The sequence below is a fragment of the Prosthecobacter sp. genome (assembly GCF_044222345.1).
In the GTDB taxonomy this organism is placed as follows: Bacteria; Verrucomicrobiota; Verrucomicrobiia; order Verrucomicrobiales; family Verrucomicrobiaceae; genus Prosthecobacter.
In genome coordinates this window covers 119,697-141,634 of record NZ_JBGANL010000009.1, presented here as the reverse complement: position 1 = coordinate 141,634, position 21,938 = coordinate 119,697, and the positions used below count along the sequence as shown (strand labels likewise).

At 59.2% G+C, this 21,938-nt stretch carries 20 protein-coding genes and 1 pseudogene; 19 read left to right on the top strand and 2 right to left on the bottom strand.

Going from position 1 to position 21,938, the window contains the following annotated elements; all coding sequences use genetic code 11:
* Nucleotides 1-834, bottom strand: a pseudogene (locus tag ACILSL_RS07705) (hypothetical protein); the annotation flags it as partial.
* Entirely contained in the window at nucleotides 834-2,132 is a 1,299-nt protein-coding gene (locus ACILSL_RS07700; protein ID WP_395731425.1) for an ABC transporter permease subunit, read from the bottom strand. The gene ACILSL_RS07700 and the pseudogene ACILSL_RS07705, both read right to left, overlap by 1 nt.
* A gap of 116 nt (nucleotides 2,133-2,248) precedes the next feature.
* On the opposite strand from ACILSL_RS07700, the gene ACILSL_RS07695 reads away from it, so the two are divergent.
* The 19 genes from ACILSL_RS07695 to ACILSL_RS07605 all read left to right on the top strand — a co-directional run bounded on the left by ACILSL_RS07695 (nucleotide 2,249) and on the right by ACILSL_RS07605 (nucleotide 21,936).
* Nucleotides 2,249-3,142: an aspartyl protease family protein gene (locus ACILSL_RS07695; protein ID WP_395731424.1), complete on the top strand. Its 894-nt coding sequence runs from the start codon at nucleotides 2,249-2,251 to the stop codon at nucleotides 3,140-3,142.
* A gap of 65 nt (nucleotides 3,143-3,207) precedes the next feature.
* Nucleotides 3,208-4,254, top strand: coding sequence for a retropepsin-like aspartic protease (locus ACILSL_RS07690; protein ID WP_395731423.1), 1,047 nt, complete (start codon nucleotides 3,208-3,210; stop codon nucleotides 4,252-4,254).
* 176 nt (nucleotides 4,255-4,430) lie between these two features.
* Complete coding sequence (locus ACILSL_RS07685) at nucleotides 4,431-5,237, top strand: cytochrome c3 family protein (RefSeq protein WP_395731422.1); 807 nt, start codon at nucleotides 4,431-4,433, stop codon at nucleotides 5,235-5,237.
* Between the two features lie 24 nt (nucleotides 5,238-5,261).
* Entirely contained in the window at nucleotides 5,262-8,558 is a 3,297-nt protein-coding gene (locus ACILSL_RS07680; RefSeq protein WP_395731421.1) for a TAT-variant-translocated molybdopterin oxidoreductase, read from the top strand.
* Nucleotides 8,559-8,567: 9 nt separating this feature from the next.
* Nucleotides 8,568-10,031: an NrfD/PsrC family molybdoenzyme membrane anchor subunit gene (gene nrfD / locus ACILSL_RS07675; RefSeq protein WP_395731420.1), complete on the top strand. Its 1,464-nt coding sequence runs from the start codon at nucleotides 8,568-8,570 to the stop codon at nucleotides 10,029-10,031.
* A gap of 21 nt (nucleotides 10,032-10,052) precedes the next feature.
* Complete coding sequence (locus ACILSL_RS07670) at nucleotides 10,053-10,652, top strand: DUF3341 domain-containing protein (RefSeq protein ID WP_395731419.1); 600 nt, start codon at nucleotides 10,053-10,055, stop codon at nucleotides 10,650-10,652.
* An 18-nt stretch (nucleotides 10,653-10,670) separates the two neighbouring features.
* Nucleotides 10,671-11,366, top strand: a complete 696-nt coding sequence (locus ACILSL_RS07665; protein WP_395731418.1) for a c-type cytochrome — start codon at nucleotides 10,671-10,673, stop codon at nucleotides 11,364-11,366.
* A 24-nt stretch (nucleotides 11,367-11,390) separates the two neighbouring features.
* Nucleotides 11,391-12,707: a hypothetical protein gene (locus ACILSL_RS07660; RefSeq protein ID WP_395731417.1), complete on the top strand. Its 1,317-nt coding sequence runs from the start codon at nucleotides 11,391-11,393 to the stop codon at nucleotides 12,705-12,707.
* Nucleotides 12,708-12,721: 14 nt separating this feature from the next.
* Nucleotides 12,722-13,228 (top strand): hypothetical protein, encoded by a 507-nt coding sequence (locus tag ACILSL_RS07655; protein WP_395731416.1) that lies wholly within the window; start codon nucleotides 12,722-12,724, stop codon nucleotides 13,226-13,228.
* A 3-nt stretch (nucleotides 13,229-13,231) separates the two neighbouring features.
* Nucleotides 13,232-14,719, top strand: coding sequence for a cbb3-type cytochrome c oxidase subunit I (locus tag ACILSL_RS07650; RefSeq protein WP_395731415.1), 1,488 nt, complete (start codon nucleotides 13,232-13,234; stop codon nucleotides 14,717-14,719).
* Entirely contained in the window at nucleotides 14,716-15,396 is a 681-nt protein-coding gene (locus ACILSL_RS07645) for a cbb3-type cytochrome c oxidase subunit II (RefSeq protein WP_395731414.1), read from the top strand. The genes ACILSL_RS07650 and ACILSL_RS07645 overlap by 4 nt, the downstream gene beginning before the upstream one ends.
* 26 nt (nucleotides 15,397-15,422) lie before the next feature.
* Nucleotides 15,423-16,142, top strand: a complete 720-nt coding sequence (locus ACILSL_RS07640; protein WP_395731413.1) for a c-type cytochrome — start codon at nucleotides 15,423-15,425, stop codon at nucleotides 16,140-16,142.
* Between the two features lie 71 nt (nucleotides 16,143-16,213).
* On the top strand, nucleotides 16,214-16,957 hold the full coding sequence (locus ACILSL_RS07635) for a carboxypeptidase regulatory-like domain-containing protein (RefSeq protein ID WP_395731412.1): 744 nt from the start codon (nucleotides 16,214-16,216) through the stop codon (nucleotides 16,955-16,957).
* Between the two features lie 20 nt (nucleotides 16,958-16,977).
* Nucleotides 16,978-18,939, top strand: a complete 1,962-nt coding sequence (locus tag ACILSL_RS07630; RefSeq protein WP_395731411.1) for a cbb3-type cytochrome c oxidase subunit I — start codon at nucleotides 16,978-16,980, stop codon at nucleotides 18,937-18,939.
* Nucleotides 18,940-18,975: 36 nt separating this feature from the next.
* A complete protein-coding gene (locus tag ACILSL_RS07625; protein WP_395731410.1) occupies nucleotides 18,976-20,325 on the top strand; it encodes a heme-copper oxidase subunit III in 1,350 nt (449 codons plus the stop codon).
* Nucleotides 20,326-20,346: 21 nt separating this feature from the next.
* Nucleotides 20,347-20,679, top strand: a complete 333-nt coding sequence (locus ACILSL_RS07620) for a cytochrome C oxidase subunit IV family protein (RefSeq protein WP_395731409.1) — start codon at nucleotides 20,347-20,349, stop codon at nucleotides 20,677-20,679.
* A gap of 17 nt (nucleotides 20,680-20,696) precedes the next feature.
* Nucleotides 20,697-20,903, top strand: a complete 207-nt coding sequence (locus tag ACILSL_RS07615) for a hypothetical protein (protein WP_395731408.1) — start codon at nucleotides 20,697-20,699, stop codon at nucleotides 20,901-20,903.
* Nucleotides 20,904-20,908: 5 nt separating this feature from the next.
* Complete coding sequence (locus ACILSL_RS07610; protein ID WP_395731407.1) at nucleotides 20,909-21,106, top strand: hypothetical protein; 198 nt, start codon at nucleotides 20,909-20,911, stop codon at nucleotides 21,104-21,106.
* 23 nt (nucleotides 21,107-21,129) lie between these two features.
* Entirely contained in the window at nucleotides 21,130-21,936 is an 807-nt protein-coding gene (locus ACILSL_RS07605) for a cytochrome c oxidase subunit II (protein ID WP_395731406.1), read from the top strand.
* Nucleotides 21,937-21,938 lie beyond the last annotated feature (2 nt).

The window sequence follows — 21,938 nt, the reverse complement described above, 5'->3', positions numbered from 1 at the left end:
AGCCTTCCACAAGGGCGGGATCGCCGGATAAACGATCATGGAATAGGAAGTCACTTCCGCTTTTTCGAACTCCGCCTGCGGCATCTCGCCAGTCCATTTTTCGCGGTCTTTCACCCCGGCCTTGTAGAAGGCGGAAAGCGCCAGCGCACCCGTGCGTGAGTAGCCCAGCGACTCTCCATCTGGGAGGCCCTTGCGGAAACGTGTGTCCGTGTGCTTTTGCGTCGGTACATCCGCATAGAACTGCTGCGCGCGGCCGGAATAGGGCTCAGCGTCACCCGGTTTGAACCACACGCCACCACGCTGCTCCAGGGTGATCGATTGCAGCGAGTCCGTGTCCAGCACGGGGTCCCATGGTACCAGCGGCATCCAGACGAAGCCGCGCTTCTCCTTGTTCAGGCGCTCCTTCAGTTCGCGGTAGTTCGCCTCCTGCTCTCCCGCGAGGCCAAAGTCCTGCGCTTGATAACGCTTCTGAGAGAAGGCGGGGAAATACGTTTTACCATCGCAGCGAACGAGCAGCGCACGCTTGCCCACCAAGGCCTGATCCAGCATCGCCAGGGCGATCAGCACGAGCAGAATGCGGAACGACCACCAGCCACGGCCAATGCTGCGGAAACGGCGGAAGCGCTGCAGGGTCACCGGCGTCCAGCGGATCTCACGCGGCAGGAACCGCAGACCGAGAATACCGCCGGCGATCAGCAGCACCGAGCTGGTCCAGCCAAAGGTGCGACCATTGTCGAAGAACCAGGAAATGGTGGGAATCAAGATGCCGCAGAGCTCGCCGACAATGGCGAGAGCACCGAGGGTGATGGCAGCGAAGGAGAGTTTGCGGTTCATCACTCAAATCGAATGCGGGGATCCAGTCGTGCGGTGATCATGTCGGAAAGCAGGTTGCCGAGCATGAGCAGCAGTCCGCTCACGGTGACGGTGGCCATGACGATGGGATAATCCTTTTCCAGCAAGGCGTTGAAGCCCATGAGGCCGAAGCCGTCGATGTCGAAAATGCGCTCCACGAGGAAGCTGCCGGCCACGAGCACGGTGAGCGCCTGCCCCATCGTGGCGGCCACGGGGATGAAGGAGTTCCGCAGAGCGTGCCCAATGACGGCCCGTTTGAACTCCACGCCTTTGGCCACGGCGGTGCGCACGTAATCGCTGGCAAGCTGGTCGAGCAGGTTGTTTTTCACCAGCATCGTCAATCCGGCGAAACTGCCGACCATGTAGCAGCACAGCGGCAGGAAGGCGTGATGCAGGAGATCGTAGATTTTGCCGAAGAAGCTGAGTTCCGCGAAGTTGATGCTGACAAAACCTTCCAGCGGAAACCAGCGCAGCCGCGCGGCGAAGATCACCATCAAAAACACGCCGAGCACGAATTCAGGAATCGCATAGCCAAAGAAGATCAGCACGGAGGTGGCGGTGTCTGTGGGCGTGCGGTGCTTGATGGCCTTCAAGACCCCCAGCGGCACGCACACCAGATAGGTCAGCAGAATGGAGGTGATGCCGTAGAACAGAGAAATGGGAAACCGGCGCTTCATCATCGTCCACACCGGTTCGCTGTAGCGCGTGGAGTCGCCGAGATTGCCCTCCAGCACCCCGGCGAATTTGGGCTGATAAATGAGCGCCACGTAGGGCTGTGGTTTGTCCAGTTTCTGGCCGGGATTCACCTTCTCCCATTCGGTCTTTTGCTGCTCTGGCGTGATGATGCGTGCCCGCCAGGAGGAGGTGTCCACCTCCTTGTTCGGCACGATCTCCGCCTCGCCCTTGTCAGTCCGTTTCACCACCACCATGCTCGCAGTGCCAGGGATTTTGACTTCGGTTTCCGTTTTGCCATCGGCGTATTCGGCGCGGGAGCGATTTGTTTCTTTCGGCCAGGCTCCCAGCCATGAGGCATAGGCGATCAGGAAAGGTTTATCATGGCCGTACTGCTCCTGCAGTTTCAGCAGCTGTGCAGGGGTCAGTCCGCTGGATTGCTGGCGGTTCGTGCCGCCGCGCTGACCGTCGCTCTTCATACGCGCTTCCAGCAGAGCCTGCTCCATCGGGCCGCCGGGAGTGAAGCGAATGATCAAAAACACCACCAACGTCATGCCGATGAGCGTCGGCGGGATGAGCAAGAGGCGGCGAATTAGATAGGCGGTCATTCAGGTCGATAAACGGAAACTTCCAATATTACGCCGCTGCGCACAAGGATTTGTGTGTGATTTGCGAAGAACGACAGGATGCGAATGCGTGGAATGCGTTTATCCAGTGTCAGCTCATGAAAAAGCTCTTCGTTCTTCTGCCCCTGTGTTTGCTGGCTGCTTGTGAGATGCCGTTTCTGCCGGTGGGGCCGCAGAATCCTGCGGCGGATGTGGCGGTGCCGATGCAGCTGCGTGCTGGGACGCCGCATGTCATGGCCAGCATCAATGGCCGGCGGCCCATGCCTCTGCTGCTGGACACCGGCGCCACGCTGAGCGTGTTCGAGCCGGATGTGGCGACCGACTGCGGTCTGCTGCCCTCCGGCAGGCGCAGGCTGCAGATTCGTGGCGTGCATGGTACCGCGGGAGCCAGTCAGGCGGTGATGAGCACGATGGACCTCGGCCAGTGGCATGCGACGAACGTGCCCTGCCTGGTACGCGGCATTTCCAGCTTTCGGCCCAACGGGCTTGGCAGCGCCATTCTGGGGATGGATCACTTGCGCCGTCATTGCAGCTTTTTGACCATCGACTACCAGCGCAACACGGTGGAGCTGGGTTTTTCACGACCGTTTCAACCCACCCGAGGTGAGGTGACGCGTACGCCGGTGCGTTGGGTGAACGGCATGCCCGTCATTCGGGTCAGTTCCGGCGGCATCTCATGGGACGCGGTGGTGGATTCGGGTTCGACCTGGGGCATCGTGATCGATCAAAGCACCGCCGCCCGCCTGGGTCATGCGCACGATGGCATGGGCATGGGCGAAGGTTTGATCCTGAGCGGCGTCGGCGGCAGCGTGCGGGCGGATCAGGCCGGTGCGCGCACGATTCAGGTTCCTGAGGCCACGTTGTGCGGGGATTCGTACCCAGGGGCGACTTTGTACGTCATGCCGGGGCCCAAGCGCGTTGGTTCACGGTTCTGGCAGGGCACGCGATTGACGGTGGATTTTCGCGGCAATGCGCTCTGGCTGGAGCGGTGAGTCCGCAACTCTGGTGAACGCTGCTGGTTGACAGTGGCAACCCCGCACTGGATGGCTTACGTACTATGAATGGTCTGCATTTCACCATCGGCCTAAGAATGGCGCTGACGATCGTCGTCATGGCATCTCTCACTGGGTGTGCCGATTCGTTTGCGGTGAAAAGAGAGTCGGTGCCAGAGGAGGTGCAGAAGCAGTTGCAGGCACAGGCGATCTCCACATCCGAACTCAAGCCGACGAGCAAAGGCGGCTTAAACATACGAACGAACAGCGTTCCGCCGCCCGAGGGTGTGGTCAAGGTGCCCATGTATTATGAGCGAGGCATCCCCTACCTCAAAGTCAGCCTCAATGGCCACAAACCGACAAAGTACATGCTCGACACCGGGGCGGCCATGAGTGTGTTTGATGCTGAACAAGCGGTGGAGTACGGCATGCGCACGGTGCCGCAGGTGCGGCCCACCATGGCTGGGGTGCTGGAAAACGTACCAGGCATGGCAGCCATCATTCCGACGCTGCAAATCGGCACCTGGCGTCTGGAAAACCTGCCCTGCATCGTCCGCATGCAGCGCACGACTCTGGGTGCGGGTATTCTGAAGGAGCATCTGGGGGTCTCCCTGCTGGGCGTGAACATGCTGGCCAGGAACTGCAAGTATGCGACCCTCGACTTTTTGAAGGAGGAGTTTGAGTTTGGCATTACCCGCAGTTTTCCAGGTCAGGTGCGCAAGCACATGCACAAGGCCAGCCTCAGCATGAAGCATGGCGTGCCCACGACGCTGCTCAAATGCCGCAAGCTTTCCTGGGAGGCCGTGGTTGACTCAGGTTCTGTTTTCGGTGTGCAGCTCGACCGGCGCGTCGCCGAGGTGCTTGGTTACAAGAATGGCGGCTGGGACGTGGGTGGAAACTATCTGATCACAGGTGTCGGTGGCGCGCAGACCCCAAAGGAGGCGAATGTGCGTGTGCTGGAGTTCAAGGCGCTGGGGCTGTTCGGATCTTACTACCCCTTTGCGGAGGTGGATGTCATGCCCGGGCCGTCACGTCTGGGTACGTATCTGCTGGAGGATTACCGCGTGACCCTGGATTTTGAGCACAATGTGCTCTGGGTCGAGTGGGGTTGAACCCACAGACGGGAAAAATTGCATCCCAGCGACTTTTTTTGCGACAGAATCGCAATAGACAAGGATTGCATACAAAAGTTCAAAAAAATCAAGATGACGGTTGCAAACATGCTCACGTCTCCCTATTCTGGACTTCCTTGTGAAATTTTTCACAAGCTCATCTGCCGACACATTCTATGGGTAACTTTTTTCCGCGTTGGACCAACTGGCTGCCGCTCAAGCTCGCCATTGCCGTCGTGTTCATTGCCTTCGGCGTGAGTGTCGGCATTGCCTACTACTTCACACCGAAATACACTCGCGTAGGTTATGAACCGACGCAGCCGGTGCCATTTTCACACAAGATTCATGCAGGACAGCTCGCGCTCGATTGCCGGTATTGTCACAGCTTCGTGGAAACCTCCAGTCACTCGAACGTGCCGACAAATCAGACCTGCTTCAACTGCCATGGCCCGGGCAAAGGCAACATCCGCAGCAATTCTCCCAAGCTGGAGATGGTGATCAAAGCCAACGAAACGGGCAAGTCGATCCCATGGGTCAAGGTCCACAAGGCGCCTGACTACGTTTACTTCACTCACAGCGCGCATCTCAACCGCGGCATCTCCTGCGTTTCCTGCCACGGCAAGATCAACGAAATGGAAGTCGTCCGCCACGACCAGTCGCAGTCGATGGGCTGGTGCCTTGACTGCCACCGCAATCCTGAAAAGAACCTGCGTCCGCTCGAATTCGTCACCAAGCTGGACTACCAGCCCGGCGACTTGAAGCGTGACGAGTTCTACAAGACGCTTCTCGACAAGAAGGTTCCAGCAGCCGAGATCGCCACCACCATCGGCGGTGAAGGTGCCAAGGCTGACAGCCTCGAACAGATCGTCGCTCTCGCGGAGAAAACCTACGGTAAAAACGTGACCCAGACTGAAGTGGGCACCCAGATCAAGAAGCACTGGCAGATTCAGCCGCCGGAATCCTGCACCACCTGCCATCGCTAACCCCCGCGCCCCTTTTACTGACACATGAAACGTATTTGGAAGCATCCTGAGGAGCCGCAGAACGCCAAGCGCTACTGGCGCAGTGTCGCCGAACTGGACCGTCGTGAAGATTTCTTGAAAAATCTGGGCCAGGAATTCCCTGAGGGAGACAGCCTGAACGAGGAAGAGCGCGAGAACAGCCGCCGTGAATTTTTGAAGATCATGGGTGCCAGCGTGGGCATGATGGGTCTGGCCAGCTGCCGCCGTCCCCTCGTCAACATCCTGCCTTACACTCAGCACGTCGAATGGATGGTGCCGGGCAAGTCGCTTCTGTACGCAACCACGATGCCACAAAACGGTGGTGCTGTGCCGCTGGTGGTCACCACGCACGAAGGCCGTCCGACGCATCTTTCCGGCAACCCGCTGCACCCGCTGGGTGGTGGTCTCAACAGTTTTGCACAGGCCTCCGTGCTGGATCTGTACGACCCTGAGCGCTCCCAGAAGCCGATGGGCGCTGGCAAGGAACTCTCTTGGGCCAAGGCGAACGAACTGCTCGCCGCTGCCATTGATGAAGCGAAAAAGTCCTCGGGTGCCAGCCTTGGCGTCGTGATGGGCGGCTCGACTTCCCCAACCTACCAGCGCCTGCTGGGAGAGGTGAAGGCTGCCTTCCCTCAGATCAAACTGTTCCAATACGAAGCGGTGGGTGGCGAAGGCCAGACCGCTGCCAACAAGGAAGTGCTGGGCGCCGATGTGAAGCCCTTCGTGAAGCTCGGCTCCGCGATGCGCATTTTCTCCTTGGACTGTGACTTCCTCGGGGTGGACCCCGTGGCAGGCGAGCCCATCTCTGCCTTCACCAAGCATCGTGCGAAGACGAAGGAAACGACAGAAGCGGAAATGAACCGCCTCTACGTCTTGGAAAATCGTTACACGCTGACCGGCGGCATGGCGGATCATCGCAAGCCGATCGCAGCAAGCCTCATCCCGGTGGCTGCGGCTGTGATCGCTGCCCAGCTCGGAGACGCCTCCGCCAAGGCTCTGGCCGACACCGCGCCCGCCAGCCTGAAAGAGTGGATCGCACCTGCCGTGCGTGATTTGATCGACAACAAAGGCAAGGCCGTCGTCCTCGCGGGTTCCCGCTATGGCGCAGAAGTGCATGCGCTGGTCGCCTCGATCAACAACGCCCTCGGCGCTTATGGTTCGACCATCGAACTGCTGCAAGGCGCTGCTTCCCCTGAACTCGGCACCTTCGCCGATCTGAAGACGGCGATTGCCGGCGGTCAGGTCAAGACCCTCCTTTCGCTGACTCCTTCCAGCCTCTACTACGACGCACCAGACGCTACCGCACTGGCCAAATTGGTCGCTGACAAAGGCGTGAAGCTCATTCACGTCGGCACTCAGAAAAACGTCACCTCACGTCAGGCCGCGCTGCACATTCCAGCCGCCCATTACCTTGAAGTCTGGGGTGATGTCCGTGCTGCTGATGGCACCTACTCGATCATCCAGCCGATGATCGCTCCTCTCTATGACGGTGCAAGCCGTGTGGAAGTCCTGCTCGCACTGCTTGGCCGCAAGAAACTTGGTCCGGTTGAAACTGCTGCGCCAGCCGCCGCCGGTGCCGCACCTGCTGCCCCCGTCGAAGACGCCGCCTACACCGCCGTGCGCGATACTTTCGCCACCGTGGCTGGCAGCCTCGACGAAAAGAAATGGAATTTCACCCTGCGTGACGGCTTCCTCAAAGGCTCCGCTTACGCCAAGGCCACAGCGGCTCCGAATGTCGCCGCCGTTGCTGGCATCCTCGCCAAGGCCGCACCAGTCGTCGCACCTACAGATGATGCGCTTGAAGTCGTCCTTGTCGCTGACTCCAGCGTCTATGATGGCCGCTACATCAACAACGCCTGGCTTCAGGAAGCTCCCGATCCGGTGACGAAACTCACCTGGGACAACGCGGCGTGGATTGGCTCCGTCACCTTCCGCCGTCTGGGTCTCAAGGAAGGCCAGCACGTCAAAATTACCGTTGGTGATATTTCGATCGAAATCCCCGCCATCGAAGCGCCCGGACATGTGTCCAACTCCATCACGCTGCCTCTGGGCTACGGCCAGATCGGCGTCGGCATGGTCAGTGGTGACCGCGGTGTGAACGCTTACGTTCTGCGCACGAAGCCCGGCTCGTTCGTCCTGAGCGGTGCCAAGATCGAAGTGCTCCCCACCATTGCTGAACTGGCGCTCACGCAGAGCCAGAACACCATGGAAGGCCGCGCGGTTTACCGTGAAGGCACGATCGACACCTTCAACAAGGATGTGGCCTTCGCGCAGAAGACCGGCATGGACAGCCACATCCCGGAAAACATCTCCTTCTACAAAGGCCAGGTCGGGGTGAAATCCGAAGAGAACCCGGACGGCTTCGACTACGAGAAGCAGCACCAGTGGGGCATGTCAATCGATCTGAGCAAGTGCATTGGTTGCACGGCTTGCATCGTCGCCTGCCAGAGCGAAAACAACATTCCAGTCGTCGGCAAAGATCAGGTCCGCAAAGGACGTGTGATGCAGTGGATCCGCATGGACCGCTACTTCGCTGTGCCAAAGTGGGGCACACACAAGAACGAAGATGGTTCTGTGGGTGTGGATCAGGAAAGCACCTGGGCCGAAGACAACGCGACGCCTGAGCAGCTGGAGAACGCCGAAATGGTGCACCAGCCGCTGGCCTGCCAGCAGTGCGAATCCGCCCCGTGCGAAACCGTCTGCCCCGTGAACGCCACCGTTCATACGCCAGATGGCCTCAACGCCATGGCTTACAACCGCTGCATCGGCACCCGCTACTGCGCAAACAACTGCCCTTACACCGCCCGCCGCTTCAACTGGTTCGACTACAACAAGCGCAATCCGCTGATCGACACCACCGTGCTCGGCATGAAAGTCGGCAATCTCTACGCCGGCCCTCTGGGTGAAAAGCGTGAAGACGAAAGCATCCGCCTTCAGCGCAATCCGAATGTCACAGTCCGCATGCGCGGTGTCATCGAAAAGTGCACCTACTGCGTGCAGCGCCTCGAATCCGCCAAGATCCTGCAGAAGCAGGTGCAGCGCGACTCCAAGGACTTCCGCGTGCCGACCGACACCGTCAAAACCGCCTGCCAGCAGTCCTGCCCGGCAGAAGCGATCGTCTTCGGTGACCTGGCCGATCCGAAATCCGCCATCGTCAAATCCAAGGCATCGCCACGCGACTACCAGCTGCTCAAGTACATCGGCACCCGCCCTCGCACGAGCTACCTCGCCCGTCTGCGCAATCCGAACAAGAACATGCCCGGCGCCGAGAACATCGCCGTGTGGAGCAACAATCAATACTAACCCGGACACATGGACGCCTCCGCCACAGCATCTAACACCCCGCGCATCCTCGACCGCGAGCCGCTGGTGTTGAACAACCGCTCCTATTCGTGGATTACGAACCGCATCTGCGGCATCGTGGAAAACAAGCAGCCCGCCCTCTGGTGGATCCTGTTCGTCCCTTCCGTGCTGCTGACCGGACTGATGGTCTTCTGCTTTACCTACCTCATCTCCACCGGTGTCGGTGTCTGGGGTCAGAAGCAGCCGGTCGCCTGGGCTTGGGACATCACCAACTTCGTGTTCTGGATCGGTATCGGCCACGCTGGCACGCTCATTTCCGCCATCTTGTTCCTCACCCGCCAGAAGTGGCGCACGTCCGTGAACCGTGCTGCGGAAGCCATGACGATCTTCGCCGTGATGTGCGCCGGTTTGTTCCCGGCCTTCCACGTCGGTCGTGTGTGGATGGTGTGGTTCCTCGCGCCGATCCCCAACGCCAACGCCATCTGGCAGAACTTCAAGTCCCCCCTGCTCTGGGACGTGTTCGCCGTTTCGACCTACTTCAGCGTTTCTGCCGTGTTCTGGTTCCTCGGTCTCGTGCCCGACCTTGCCACGCTGCGTGATCGCTGCCGCCCGGGCTTGAAGAAGTTCCTCTACGGCTTGTTCGCTCTAGGCTGGCGTGGTGGCAATCGCCACTGGAGCCACTATGAGACCGCCTACATGCTTCTGGCCGCTCTCTCGACACCGCTGGTGCTCTCTGTGCACTCCGTCGTGTCCTTCGACTTCGCCACTTCCATCGTTCCCGGCTGGCACACGACCATCTTCCCGCCCTACTTCGTCGCAGGCGCCATCTTCGGTGGTTTCGCGATGGTGCTGACTCTGATGCTTCCAGTGCGCCGCATCTACGGCCTGGATGACCTCATCACGGCCAAGCACGTGGACAACATGGCCAAGATCATCCTGCTTACAGGTACGATCGTCGGTTATGCCTATTGCATGGAGCTCTTCGTGGCCTACTACAGCGCCAATCCGTATGAAGCCGCCGCCTTCACGCTTCGTGGTCTCACCGGTCCTTCCACCTGGGCTTACTACTGGATGTTCAGCTGCAACGTGTTTGCCCCTCAGCTCTTCTGGAGCCGCTGGTGCCGCCACAATGTGTGGGTCGTCATGATCGTCTGCATGTTCGTGAACGCCGGCATGTGGTTCGAACGCTACGTCATCATCGCCACCACGCTGGAGCGTCACATGACGCCGGGTTCCTGGGGCGTCTACCAGGCCTCCTGGGTCGATAAGTACACTTTCCTCGGCACCTTCGGCTTCTTCATGATGCTGTTCCTGCTGTTCCTGCGCTTCCTGCCTGTCATCGCCATCGGTGAAGTCAAAGGCGTGTGCCCTCAGTCGAACCCGCACCAGGACGACCATGGTGAGAAGGGCATCCAGGAGGAAGACCTCATGGACTACCCAGACCGTCACGTCGCCAAACCCGTTGCCGCCTAACATTTTAACTGAACCCTGACTGTGAGCACCACCCTCAAACGAGTCCACGGCTACCTCGCTGAATTTGACAGCGTGAAGGATCTCTACCATGCCGCCGAGCATGTGCGCGATGCCGGCTACCAGCGCTGGGACGTGCATTCGCCCTTCCCTATCCACGGCATGGACGAAGCGATGGGCAACCCACGCTCCAAGCTGCCCATGTTCGTCTTCTGCGGCGGCATCACCGGAACCACGGTCGCCTTCACTCTCGAAACGATCACTCAGACCAATTTCTGGAGCAGCATCGGCCTCGGCTTCCTGCAAAAAATCGTCGAAACCTACCCGACCGTTGTGCAGGGCAAGCCCACCGACATCTGGACCATTCCGGCTTTCTTCCCCGTGATGTTTGAGCTGACGATTCTGTTCAGCGCCTTCACCACCCTGTTCGGCCTGCTGGCGCTCATCGGCCTGCCACGCTGGAACCACCCGCTGTTTGTTTCCAAGAATTTCAGCAAGTTCTCGGACGACGGTTTCTTCGTCTGCATTGAAGCTCGCGATCCTAAATTCTCCCAGGAAGGCACCAAGAGCCTTCTCGAAAAAGTCGGCGGCAAGAACATCGAACTCGTGGAGGACGAAATCTAAGCCTCGCTTACCCGCACCATGAAGTACTTCTTTCTCAGCTATCTTTTCGTCATCGCGATCGTCGTGAGCGCGTTTGGTTTCCGTGGCAGCAAATCTGAACTGCCTCCGCTCGAAATCATCCCGGACATGGATCATCAGGCCAAGGTGAAATACCAGGTCGGCACCGAATTCTTTGCGGACGGCCGCGGAGCCCGCCTGCCAGTTAAAGGCACCCTGCCCATGGGTTTCGAAATTCCCGCCACCCCTGCGGTCGATGCAGTCGGTCCCAAAGCCAAGCCTGCCCGCGTCGCCTTCACCAGCGGACTTGGTTATTACGACACCGGCAAAGTCGGTGACTTCTACGGCGACGGACTGCCGGAAGAGATCACCAGCGATCCTTCCGTCTTCAATGCGGAGTTCATCAAGCGCGGCGAGCAGCGCTACAACATCAACTGCGCCATCTGCCACGGCACCTCCGGCAACGGCAAAGGTGTGACCTCCAAATACGGCATTCTGACCGCCTTTAACTTTCAGCAGCCCGGCAATCTGGATCCTGCCAGTGCCGCCGCCTACCGCGCGGATGGTGCCATCTTTGATGTCATCACCAACGGCAAAGGCCTGATGGGCGGCTACGGCGGCAACATCACTTTGCGCGACCGCTGGGCCATTGTGGCCTACATCCGCTCCCTGCAACTCGCCGCTAAAGAGTCTGGCGTCACCCTTCCCCTCCAGTAACGGCACGATCACGCGAATCCCGGCATGAGTCACCACGTCACATTTAACGATCTGCCCCAGGGCGGAGAAAAATTCGAACCAGCCAAGGGCGGCAAGCTTATCAACACGCTCGGCTTCTTTGGCGGGCTCGGTTCCTTGGCTTCCCTTTGGTTCTTCTTCACGAAAACGGACACCTTTGCCTACTCCTGGCTGTTCGCCGTTTTCTTCTGCTTCACCTTCGTGGCCGGCGGCTGCTTCTGGATCCTCCTCCACAGCGCCTCCAATTCAAGCTGGGGTGTCGCCGTGCGACGCATCTGGGAAAACATGGCCAACATGGTCATCCCGCTGGCCATTCTCGCCTCCCCTCTTCTCATCACGGCAGTGAACAAGCCGCTCTATGAGTGGATGGGTCACCACCGCGCGGCTGCTGCCCATGCTGCCCATGCCGACCATCCCACCACCGTGAAGCAGGCGCTGCATCACATGGCGGAGTCCAATCCCCACCTGCATGTGCTTGTGACCAAGTTCGGCTACATGAACCTGACAAACGGGTTCTCTTGGTACACCCGCTTCTTTGCCTACTTCCTCATCCTTTGGTTCATTGCTCGCACGCTGCGTGGGAAATCCGTTCAGCAGGATCAGGATGGCGACATCAAGCACACGATCTGGTCGCGTCAGTTCTCCTGCATTGTGCTGCTTCCCTTCGCCCTGACGGTTACTTTTGCCGCCTATGACTGGCTTGTGGGTCTGGACTACAACTGGTTTTCCACCATGTGGGGCGTGTACATCTTTGCCGGTTGCGCCTGGGCCTCCATGGCGGCGTCGATCCTCGTGGTCACCTGGCTGCGCGGTCTGGGCTATCTGCAGAAGGTGGTCACCGATGAGCATTACCATCTCATGGGCAAGCTGCTCTTCGCCTTCACGGTGTTCTGGGCCTACGTCTCCTTCAGCCAGTATTTCCTGATCTGGTACGCCAACATCACCGAAGAAACCCGCTTCTACCTCACCCGCAACACGGAAGGCTGGCAGGCTGTTTCCATCTTCCTTCTTCTTGGGCATTTCATCGTTCCCTTCCTCCTGCTGCTTTCCCAGCAGCTCAAAAAGAACACCTCCTACACCACTCTCGGCTGTCTCTGGATGCTCTTCATGCATTTGGTGGACATGTACTGGAATGTGATTCCTGAGCGTGGTCCGTCTCTTGGCGTCGGTGTCGTGGTTCCCTACGCATGGGTGCAGGACATCGCTGCCTTTTGCGCCGTGTTTGGCATCATGGGTTTCCTCTATCTCCGTGGTCTGGCCAAATACAGCCTGTATCCATGGCGTGATCCACGCCTCATCGAGTCCGTGAACGTCATCAACTGATTCCCCGATTTTCCATGTCGCAGCCCGATCAACCTAAAAAAGCCGGCGCCACCTTTGTGTGGGTGCTCGGAGCCTTCGCAGGCTTCGCCGTGCTCTTCATCCTCATCCAGTCCATCACTGATTCGAAGCAGGGCTTTGACCCGCGCGAACAGGAACGCCGCGCTTACACCGCTGAGATCCTCAAGGCGCAGTCTGAAAACATCGCCAAGCTTGGTCTGAACGATGAGGCCAAGAAGAACGCGGTCTTCACGAAGACCCTCGCCGCACTCGGTGCCAAAAAACTCGGTGTCAGCACTCAGGTTGTCCCTGGATCTCCCACTCAGCTCAAACAGGCCGCTGCTGCAGCCCCTGCACCGGCTGCCGCCGCCCCCGCCGCTCCAGCCCCTGCTGCTCCGTCCAACCCTGCGCCTCCGATTCCCACAACGTTTGTTCCTGCGGTTCCCGCTGCTCCTGGTGGCGCCGCTCCTCCGATCCCCGCAGCCCCTGCACCAGCCCCTGCCGCACCCGCTTCGCCCAAGTAAGTCATGCAGACCACTCCAGCCACTCCTGACACAGACCTTCAGGCCGACAACCTTCGCCGCGCGGCGATCGATAAGTCGGTGAAAGGACCTGTGCTCTTTCTCTTCACCAATGGAGCCTTCTGGCTCATGCTTTCCACGCTGCTCGGCGTCCTCGCCGCAGTCAAGCTGGTGGAGCCTGAGTTTCTGGGAGACTGCCAGTACATCTCCTATGGCCGCCTGCAGCCAGCGCACATCAATGCCCTCGTCTATGGATGGGGCGTTCAGGCCGCTTTGGGCGTGATGCTGTGGATCATGGCACGCCGCTCCGGTCAGGAACTGAAGGGTGGCAAGAGCCTGCTCATCACCGCAGGCGTGTTTTGGAACGTCACCATCACCTTCGGCATCATCGCCATCCTCATGGGCAAGAGCACCTCGATCGAGTGGCTTGAAATGCCGAAGTTTGTCTGGCCTGTGCTGCTGGCCTGCTTCCTCTGCTATGCCTGGCCCATCGCACGCATGTTTGGCCGTGCCTTCCGCCCCGAAGGCTTCATGGTCAGCACTTGGTACATCCTTGGTGCCTGCTTCTGGTTCCCTTGGATCTTCATCACCGCCAACGTCGCGCTGCACTGCCTGCCAGGCCTGGGTGCCATTGGTGCCGGCATTGACTCTTGGTACATCCACGCGGTGATTCTCCTGTTCTTCGTTCCCGTCGGTGTGGGTGCGGCTTATTACTTCATTCCAAAAATCACCGGCAAGCCCATTGCCTCGGCACAGCTGGCATCCGCCGGTTTCTGGAGCCTCGCCATCCTTGGCGGCTGGACCGGCATGCAAAAATACATGGGCGGCCCGCTGCCCGCCTGGATGTCCTCGGTCGGTGCCTGCGCTGGCGTTCTTCTGCTCATTCCGGTGGGCCTTGTGGGTCTCAATCACCACCTCACCACGCTCGGCAAGCACAGCTCTGTGGCCGCCAGCCCCACCCTTCGCTTCGTCTTCTTCGGAGCCTTGTTCTATCCTGTGTCGGGTCTGGTTCTCGCTCTGAATTCCGCTTTCTGGACCGGTGCCAGTCTGCAGTTCACCCAGTCCTGGTATGCGTTCCAGGTGGTCAGCGTGTACGGTTTCTTCAGCATGTGCGTGTTTGGCGCCGTCTATTACATTGTGCCTCGTCTCTCGGGCTGTGAATGGCTCAGCGTTCGTCTGATCCGCAACCACTTCTGGTTCTCTGTCTACGGCATCGGCACCATCGTCATCATGAGCCTCGTGGCCGGCTGGCAGCAGGGTGCGGATCTGAATAACCCTGAGCATTGGGACCAGACCTTCATGAATCACGTCATCAATTCCCGCCCCTACGTGGTCTCCCGTGCGGTGGCCTGGGGCCTGATCAGCTTCTCCAACTTCATGTTCCTTCTTCATCTTCTGCTCATGGTCGCAGGTCTGGGTCGCCGCAGTTCGGCGCCTACATTGCTTGAACACGACCACGACGATCAAGCTCTTCCCCACGAAGCCCACGCATGACGAACTTCCGCACATTCATTCTCGGCCTCGCCGCCTCTTTCGGGCTGCCATGGCTGTGTCTCATCGTTCTTCCGGCGATGCAGTACGAACAGCTCACCCCTGTCGCTTATGACAAGGACAAGGACGGCGTTGAAGGATTCTTCCCGCCTGCCCCCATCAATGGCCAGGGCCAGCTCGTTTACATCCGTGAAGGCTGCAATCAGTGCCACACGCAGATGATTCGTCCGGTTCAGCTCGGCCTTGATGGCTGGTACAAAGGCTGGGGTCAGGATCAGGAAGCCCGCCCCACCACTCCAGCCCGCCCCAACGTTCTGGGTGACTACCTCGGTGAGAAATATGCCCTGCTCGGCATTCAGCGCGTCGGCCCTGATCTCGCCAATTTCGGCTTCCGTGCCCCGGACAAAGCCGCGCTGTTCCAGCACCTCTACTCACCGCGTTCTGTCCATGACTGGAGCACGATGCCCGCTTACACCAAGCTTTTCAAAGTGCAGAAGATTCAGGGTCCTGTCTCTGAGCATGCCGTGAAGCTGCCGAAGAAGTTTGCCCCGGCTCCCGGCTACGAAATCGTTCCGACACCAGAAGCCGAGCGCCTTGTCGAATACCTTCTCTCCCTGAAAAAGGATTATCCCGTCCCCGGACAGAGCGCAGCCGTCGCTGCTTCTCCCGCCAAAAAGTAGCCCCCTCTCGCGACCCGCACGCCCCCATGAGCGCACCCGCCCATCCAGATAGCACCGATCTTGATCGCCTTCACTCCGCCGTGAAGCGCGAGAAAGAAGATCTCGCTCCCGAAAGCCAGCCCGCTCCCCTGTGGGCGATGTTTTTGCTCATGCTCATTGCCATCATCGCCGGTGGCCAGCTGGGTCCGATGACCGGCGGCTGGAGCTTCAATGTCAGCAATCCTTTTGCCGCCGCTGGTGGCGGAGACCCACGCCCGGGCGGAGCCGGAGCTGGAGCTGCGCTTGATCCTTTCGCCTTGGCCATGAAAAAAGGTGCCAGCGGTTATTCCGTCTGCGGTGGTTGCCATCAGGGTAATGGCGGCGGCCTTCCCGGCCAGTTCCCTCCCCTCGCCAAATCTGAGTATGTCGTGGGTGGTACCGAGCGTCTGATCCGCATCGTGCAGCACGGCCTCACCGGCCCCGTCACCGTGAACGGCCAGGGCTTCAACACCCCTGGTGGCATGCAGCCCTTCGGCGCTGCCATGTCCTCCCAGGATCTCGCCAACGTGCTGACCTTCGTTCGTAACTCCTGGGGCAATGAAGGCTCCATGATCACCAAAGAAATGGTGCAGAAGGTGCGCGATGAAGAAAAACGCGCTTCTCAGTGGACTGTCACCGAGCTGGAACCTTTCGCTAAAAAGAATGTCCCGGGGGACATCCCCGCCGGTCCTGGCGCGACTGCCGCCGCCGCACCTGCCGCCAAGTAATTTCAACTGCAATGACCCGTGTGAAGCAAACCGTCTCCCGCCAGGCACCTTGGGCTGCCTTTGGAGCCGTCATGCTGATCGCGAACGTGAGCTGCGGCAAGATGCCCGATGCCGCCGCCGAGGTGAAGCTCTCGCCTGCGGTCGAGATCGCCGAGGTCCCCAGCATCACCGGCAAAGTGACGCTCAAAGGTGCCAGTGCCGCCGCAGTGCGCAAAGTTGTCGATGTCGGTGGCAATCCGTTTTGCACCGGCCATGGAGACATCATTGATTCCACCTGGAAAGTGGCTGCTGACGGTTCCCTCGCTGACACCGTGATCACCGTGCGTGGCAGCCAGCGCGCCAGCAATGTTTCCGCCACACCCTTGGTGGACCAGACTAAGTGCGAGTTTGTGCCGCATACCGTGTCCATCCAAGCCGGACAGGAGATTCGTTTTCACAACAGCGATCTGACCTTCCACAACATCCGCGTCGCACGCTATGAAGCGCAGGGCAAAGGCGTCAACATCGACAACTTCGGGCAGCCATCACGTGGCGACGAAAATGTGAAGACCTTCAACACTCCTGGCATCTACCGCCTGGAATGTGATGTGCACCGCTGGATGAACGCCTGGGTCTTTGTGCATGAAGGTGCGCACAGTGCCGTGTCTGGTCCGGACGGCCGTTTCTCCATCTCACGTGCGCTCGCCGATGGCGAATACATCGTTGAAGCCTGGCATCCGCAGTTTTCGCAAAGCATCACCCACACCGTCACCGTCCGTGGCGGCAAAGCCACCGCTGATTTCGAATTCGACTTCGCGAACGCCCACCCCCTCTGATCCCTTTTGACCCCCAGCCTATGAGCGCCGCCGCCACCACTCACGATCACGCCCACGACCATTCGCATGACGACCATGCACACGGGCATCATGAACAGAGCTTCATTTCGAAGTACGTTTTCTCTACGGATCACAAGACCATCGGTCTGCAGTATGGTCTCACCGGCCTGATCTTCCTTCTCTTTGGCTTCTTCCTCATGCTGCTTATGCGCTGGAGCATCGCCTATCCGGGCATCCCGGTGCCGGCGGTCGAAGTGATTCGTCACCTGCCTCTCATCGGAGACCTCTTTGAGCAGATGTTTGGCCGCTGGCTGAACGCAGACGGCTCGCTCAATGGTGAGTTGTACAACATGCTCGGTGCCATGCACGGCACGGTCATGGTGTTCTTCGGCATCGTGCCACTTGGCTTCGCCGCCTTCGGCAACTTCGTCATGCCGCTCCAGATCGGCACCATCGACATGGCGTTCCCGAAGCTGAACATGATGAGCTACTGGTTCTTCTTCATCAGCGGCGTCCTGATGATGTACAGCTTCTTCGTCGGCACCGGCCCGGTGCAGACCGGCTGGACGATGTATTCGCCGCTCGCCTCCACGACCAACATCGGTGTGACAAGCATCTGGAACCACGGCCACATATGGTGGCTGATGGCGATGGTGTTCAACATCTCCGCTTCGCTCCTCGGTTCTGTCAATTTCATCGCCACCATCATCAATCTGCGCACCAAAGGCATGGCATGGATGAAGATGCCCTTCTTCTGCTGGGCGATGTTCGTGACCGCCTTCCTGCTCCTGCTTGCCTTCCCACCCCTTGAAGTGGCGGCCATTCTGCAGCTCTCTGACCGCGTGTTCGGCTCCTCGTTCTACCTGCCTACCGGCCTGATGGAAGGTGGCAAGCACCTCGACATTTCCGGTGGTGGCAGCCCGCTGCTCTACCAGCATCTCTTCTGGTTCCTCGCTCATCCTGAGGTGTACGTGCTCATCCTTCCCGCATTCGCCATCCTGACGGACGTCATTCCCTGCAATGCACGCCGCCCGCTGTGGGGCTACAAGTCCATGGTTTATTCCGTGCTCACCCTCGGCTTCCTCAGCTTCCTTGTCTGGGCGCATCACATGTACCTCACCGGCATGGGCACCATGATGTCCACCTACTTCCAGATCACCACCGTGTTGATCTCGGTTCCGTCGGTGGTGCTGCTGACCTGCATGATGGTCTCGCTCTGGGGCGGTTCCATCCGCTTCAACACCCAGATGCTCTTTGCCTCCGCCTTCCTGCCCATGTTCGGCATCGGTGGTCTCACGGGTCTGCCTCTGGCCTTCTCGTTCATCGACCTTGCCATGCACGACACCTATTACGTGATCGGCCACTTCCATTACGTCGTCGCTCCTGGAACGATCTTTGCCCTCTTCGCCGGCGTCTATCACTGGTTCCCGAAATTCACCGGCCGCTTCATGAACGACAAGCTCGGCAAGCTGCACTTCTGGCCTTCGCTTATTGGCATGAACCTTGTGTTTGCGCCCATGTTCATTCACGGGATGGCCGGCTTCCACCGCCGCTGGTATGACGGCGGCAAGTACTTCGAGAACACCAGCGGCATGTCCCATTGGACCACCACGCTGACGCACAAGATTGGTGCCTTCTTCGGCTTGAACATCCCTGACAACATGCTGTCCCTCAACATCGTGATGTCCGTCGGTGCCTTTATCCTCGCCCTCGGCCAGGTGCCCTTCATCATCAACTTCTGGTTCAGCATCAAAGGCGGCAAAAAGGCCACCAGTGATAATCCATGGGAAGCCACCACCATGGATTGGGCCACGCCAACGCCTCCTCCGCACGGCAACTTCCTGTTTGATCCTGTCGCCCATCGTGGTCCCTACGAGTACAGCGTTCCTGGCCACGCCACCGACTTCTATCCGCAGTGGGAGTCCGAACCCGGCAAACCCGACCTCAAAGCCATCGCTGAAAAAGCCCAGGCTCATCACTAAACCGCGAACTCCCAACCGCGCACCGCGACTACTTCAATGGACATTCCTTACACAGTTCACGCCCGTCCAGACACCGGTCTTTACAATGCCAAGATCGGTATCTGGCTCTTCCTTGCCTCGGAAGTCATGCTCTTCGGCGGCTTGTTCTCCGCCTACATCTTCCTGCGCGTCGGTGCCGACTATCCGTGGCCGGTGCATGATCTGGATGTGACGCTCGGCTTCATCAACACCGTCGTGCTCATCGCCTCCTCCGTGACGGTGGTCATGGCCTGGGCCATGCTGAAGTTGCGCAAGTTTGGCTGGTACCGCATCAACATGGCCATCACCGTGATTTGCGCGGGGGTCTTCATGTTCAACAAGTCCCTTGAGTACAAGGCCAAGTTTGCCCACTACGCCGTGAAACTCACGGACGGCACGATGCTCACCGGCCACCTTCCCCATGGCTATCAGGTGAAGTTTGAAGGCGCCACGGAGTTCAATCTCGCCATTCCGCTCAAAACGAGCGCCGTGACCGCTGATCCGGTCGCCCACGTTCTCCCGTTCATTGAGGGCACCGCTCCGAAGTTCAAAACCGAAGACGGTCAGGAAATCACCTTGGATGAAGCCTCGTTCAAGGCACTCAGCGCGGAAGCCGTCAAAAAAGCACAGGCTGCCAAGAAGGGTACGGCCTCCATCAAGCTCATCGCCACCGCCCCGATCAAGTTCGCGGTGAAGCCCTCCGAAATTTTCGCCTACTCCGACACCACCATCACCTTCCGTGACGGCACCACCGCCACTGGCAAGCTGACCGATGACAAGATGACCCTCGAAGTCGACGGCGTCGATGCTCGTGGCGTCGCCCAGTCGGAGAAGTCCCTCGCCTTTGATCACCGCTACTTGGGTGAAGCATGGCAGAAGGCCTTCGTTGAAAACCGTGACCACCACATCACCAAGTTCGAAAAGGACTATCCGACCCGTGACAAGTCCCGCTCGGCCACGCTGCAGAAAGAGTCCCTCTTCTTCAAACTGAATTCCGCTGAGCCTCCTGCTGCAGGTGCAGCCCATGGCGCTGCTCATGGTGCAGAGGCCCATGCTCCTGCCGGCGGTCACGGCGATGCCCACGCCCATCACCCCACGGTGGTGCTGGAAAAGAAGGACTTCACTTTCTTCTCCAACTTCACGCCGAAGCTGAACACCTACTACGCCATCTACTTCACACTCACCGGTCTGCACGGTCTGCACGTGATCGCCGGTGCGCTGGTCCTGCTCTACTTCCTTGCGTTTGACGGCAAGCGCCTGCGTCAGGATCCCGAGCATCTCGCCAATCGCGTCGAAGTCGGCGGCCTCTTCTGGCACTTCGTCGATCTCGTGTGGATCTTCCTCTTCCCGCTGTTGTACCTCCTGTAATCACTCACCTTTTTCACTGCCATGGCTGACAACATCGAAGCAATCCAGAAGTCGATTAAATGGTACCTCGTCATCGGGGGTATCCTGATCCTCGCCAGCGGAGCCACCGTATGGCTCTCCTATGTCGAGCTGCCCACCCACAGCTTGAACATCCTCGTCGGCATGATTTTGGCCACGATCAAAGCCACGCTCGTGGCGCTGATCTTCATGCATCTCAATCATGAGCGCAGCATGATCTACAAGATCCTCCTCTTCACCGTGGTGCTGGCGGCCGTCCTCTTCGCGCTCTTCATCCTTTCCCACGAAGACCCTCTCCAGTTCAAAGGCTTCTACGCCCCTGTCGAACAGCAGTAGTCCTCCGCACATCGGCCATGTCGCTCAAGCACTTCCACATCGTCTTTCTCGTCTTCGCCATCTTGTGCGATGCCGCGTTCTGGCTGTGGCTGCATTTCATGCCTGAAGACGCCGCCGCCGCCGGTGCCGCCCCCCTGAAAAACTATGCGGGCCTGCTCTGCCTCGCCCTCCTGTTCTACGGTGTGTGGTACGTGATCAAAAAAATGCGCACCATCATCGTCTGACCCGCATGATTCCCGCACTTCCATCCTCCCTCCTCGCCTGCGCCACCTGCATGGCCGACAAAGGCAGCCTTGTCGGACAGGCCCAGGGCTATGCCATTCTCTTCATGCTGGGCATGCTCGCCTTCATGTTCCTCTGCGCCGCCTGCTTCGTCGTCTCCTTCGTCCGTCGCCAGCGCCAGGCAGACCAGGCGATCCCCGTTTAAACTTCTTCTTCCATCTCCCCCTTATGAAAATCGATTCTATCAATGTCTGGATGGGCCAGACCGCAAACGCTTCGGAACACGGCGGCCTTGTTGACCACATGCTGGGCTTTGTCCACTGGGTCATGGTCGTGCTCGGCGTAGGCTGGTCCATTTATCTTGCCATCGCCTTCTACCGCTTCCGCAAACAGAAGACCGCCCGAGCCGACTACCATGGCTTCCGCGGCCATGCGACCACGCACATCGAAATCGGCGTGGTCATCGTTGAAGCCATTCTTCTGCTCGGCTTCGCCTTCCCGCTCTGGTCCCGTCAGGCTGACGAGTACCCCACCTCCCCCGACACCATCCGCATGCGCGCTCTGGGCGAGAAGTTCCTCTGGAACTTCCAATACCCTGGCACCGACATGATGCTGAGCACCTGGGATCTGCGCAATGTGGACGGTACCACCAACACCATGGGCAAGGACCTTCACGATCCCAATGGCAAGGACGACTTCGTCAATCCCGGCACCATGAAGCTGCCAGTGGGCCGCCCGGTCATCGTGGACGTGGCCAGCAAGGACGTCATTCACAACCTCGCTCTCGTGCCGATGCGTGCCGCACAAGACGCCACCCCCGGCGTGAAATCCCACATGTGGTTCAAGCCGATTAAAGAAGGCAGCTGGGACATCATCTGCGGTCAGCTTTGCGGACCCGGTCACGCCCAGATGAAGGCGATTCTCGAAGTGGTTCCCGCTGCCGAATACGACGCCTGGGCCAAGGAGCAGTCCGACGCAGCGAGCAAGAAAACCAAGGACGCCGAAGCCGCTGCGCCGAAGCCTGCCGCGCACTAATT